Below are 2,851 nucleotides of genomic sequence, written 5' to 3' on the forward strand. Positions count from 1 at the left end.
GAGAGCATGAAAAACCTCGGGGCAGCCATCGAATGATGCCATCTACAGGGGTTAAAATAACCACCATCATTTCATAACAATACCTGCTGACTATGAAGATCTACGTCATCAAAATAGCAGTTCATGGAGTCAGTCCGATGGTCTGGCGTCGGCTGAGAATTGCTGCCGACACGTCACTGGCCGCGCTTCACTTCATTTTCCAGATAGTGCAGGGCTGGGGGGACGACCATCTCCATCAATTTCACATTTATGGCAAAGATTACGGTATCTCCTACGAAGGAGGCATCGGTTTTGTCGATAATCCGTTCCGGGTCGTGATTGATGATTTTGCTTTTGATGCTGGCGATCGCTTTACCTATGAATACAATTTCTTTGAGCACTGGCTTCATGACATTCGTGTTGAGGCCATTTATGAAAACTCTACGCTGAAAGCGCCGTTTTGTATAAGCGGCCATGGTATGCCCGGAGCCACAGCTGCGGATGAGTTCGATAAAACCCTGGCGTTTCTTGAAGCTATCGTTAATGCGGATGATGAAACAACGGTCGGCGAGATCCGCCCTTTTGCTGACGACCTGGATGCTGTCAGGTTCAACCGCCACAAAATCAACCGGCAACTGAGCAGGCTCGACCTTGCATCTCCGGTACTGGAGCCTGAAGTTATCTGGCTGGGCCGTCGTCGCTGACTGATGTCTATAAAGGTATACGTTTTCAGCATGCCTCTCAGATCCCCGAAAAAATGTCTATAAACCTCCCTAAATCAGTGTTTATGGATTATTCTTTAAATCTCTATGATGTTTAAAGACCTTCCGGAGGTTTTGCGTGCAATATGCCTACATCAGGGTAAGCTCGGCCGATCAGAATACGGCCCGTCAGGAAGAGGCATTGTCAAAGGCGGGTTTTCAGCCTGATAAAATTTGTGTTGAGCATGCCAGCGCGAAGGACACAAACCGCCCGGGGTTACAGGAACTCCTGGGGCAATTACGCCCTGGTGATACGCTTCTGGTTCATTCCATCGATCGCCTTTGCCGGAATATGTCGGATATGTGCGCTGTCACCACCCGGCTTCGTGACCAGGGCGTTACCCTTATTTTTCTGAAAGAGCAGCTGACGTTCAGCGCCGGCACAAACAATCCGATGCAGGAACTGCAGCTGCACATGATGTCGGCATTCAGCCAGTTTGAACGAGCCTTACTGAAGGAAAGGCAGGCCGACGGCATCGCCGCGAAAAAAGCACGGGGTGAAAAAACAGGGCGCCCCGGCGCCGATATCAAAAAGATCCAGGAAATTGACGCACTCAGAAGCAGAGGGGTCAGGCTCAGGATCGCCTGCGACCATGCGGGCCTTGGCGTTTCCACATATTATAAGCTTCGTCACCAGATGAACAACCAGTAGCCGGGAGATAGTCATCCACCACAGCAGGAGGCAATGATGCAACTGACGCTCCAGATAGTCATCACCGATGAATCAGGCTCCAGTCGAACGGAGGAACTGATGACAATCCAGAAATCAGGGGAGACCCGGAACGACATCGGATTATCGGTGTCAGAATCCAAGCTGTTGCTGAATACGGTCCAGCAGTCGGTGGTCCAGCTGCAGGCAGACGAATATACTCAACACCATATCCGGTGCCCTCACTGCCTTGCTGCGCGCAGAATCAAAGGCAAACAGAAAATACGGTACCGGACGCTGTTTGGCGTTATTCCGGTATCCGGGCTTCGGGTGTACCGGTGCCGTTGTGAAGAGAGTGATACAAAGACAGTCAGTTTGCTCAGCGACTGGGCCGGCGATTATTCTCACCCGGCACTGAAATATATTGAAACCCGCTGGGCCTCGATGATCTCCTATGAAATGACGACTCGTCTGCTGAAAGATATTCTGCCGGTGGGCCACAGCCTGAATGCCTCAACGGTGAGGAATCATTTATGCCAGGTGGCGCAGCGTCTTGACGCTGAGGCTGAAGCTCATTCAGGTTTTCTTTCCGGCTGCCCCCGCGACTGGGGGAACCTGCCCAGGCCAGGAAAACCGCTTGTGGTGGGTATAGATGGTGGTTATGTTCGCGATCGGGATGACAAAAAGCGTAATTTTGAAATTATTGCCGGGAAGTCTTTTTCCGTTGGTGCGCCTGCTGACACCCGCCGCTTCGGTTTTGTTCAGAAGGATGACTGTCATCCGGAACGCAGGCTCATGACCCACCTTTCAGCGCAGGGAATGCAGGCCAACCAGCAGATATTTTTTCTGTCCGACGGCGCGGATAATCTCAGGGACCTCCAGTTCGGTATGTACCCTGAGTCAACGCATGTGCTGGACTGGTTTCATATCACCATGAGGCTGAAGGTGCTCATGCAATATGCCCGGGGACTGCTGGTATCAGATCCAGAGGCGGGGAGTAAAGTTCTGGCACTGCTGGAAAGCATTAAACGATATCTCTGGCATGGCAATGTTGTCGCTGCGCTGGAACATATTGATAATTGCGTTATGTATTGCGATGACCCTGAACTCAGCTATCCTAGCCTGAAATCCCTGCAAAAACATCTGGATGAAATGTATACCTACATCCGGAATAATAAGATGATGATCCCAAACTACGGCGAAATGCGTCGGTACGGAGAGCCGGTATCAACCGCGTTTGTGGAATCCACGATCAATGAAGTGATCGCCAGACGAATGGCCAAAAAGCAGCAGATGCAGTGGAGCAGAAAAGGGGCTCATTATTTGTTACAGACCCGGACCGCCGTTTTGAATAACGAACTGCAGGATAAATTTGTCTGCTGGTATCCGGGTTTTCAAAGTGACGGGAAGGGACCAGCGATGGCAGCATAGCTCACGCTGCCCCAATATTTTTTATGCTCTC

Annotated in this window: 3 protein-coding genes; all 3 read left to right on the forward strand. The window is 51.0% G+C overall.

Features of this window, described 5'->3' with window-relative positions:
* The first annotated feature begins 92 nt into the window (after positions 1-92).
* Positions 93-683, forward strand: coding sequence for a plasmid pRiA4b ORF-3 family protein (locus tag ACOTX7_RS24120; protein WP_012477564.1), 591 nt, complete (start codon positions 93-95; stop codon positions 681-683).
* Positions 684-819: 136 nt separating this feature from the next.
* Positions 820-1,392: a recombinase family protein gene (locus tag ACOTX7_RS24125; RefSeq protein WP_001493762.1), complete on the forward strand. Its 573-nt coding sequence runs from the start codon at positions 820-822 to the stop codon at positions 1,390-1,392.
* Positions 1,393-1,428: 36 nt separating this feature from the next.
* Positions 1,429-2,820, forward strand: a complete 1,392-nt coding sequence (locus ACOTX7_RS24130) for an ISKra4-like element ISKpn19 family transposase (protein WP_001493761.1) — start codon at positions 1,429-1,431, stop codon at positions 2,818-2,820.
* Positions 2,821-2,851: the final 31 nt, after the last annotated feature.

Source organism: Enterobacter cloacae complex sp. IR5418 (assembly GCF_049238105.1).
Taxonomy (GTDB): Bacteria; Pseudomonadota; Gammaproteobacteria; order Enterobacterales; family Enterobacteriaceae; genus Enterobacter; species Enterobacter hormaechei.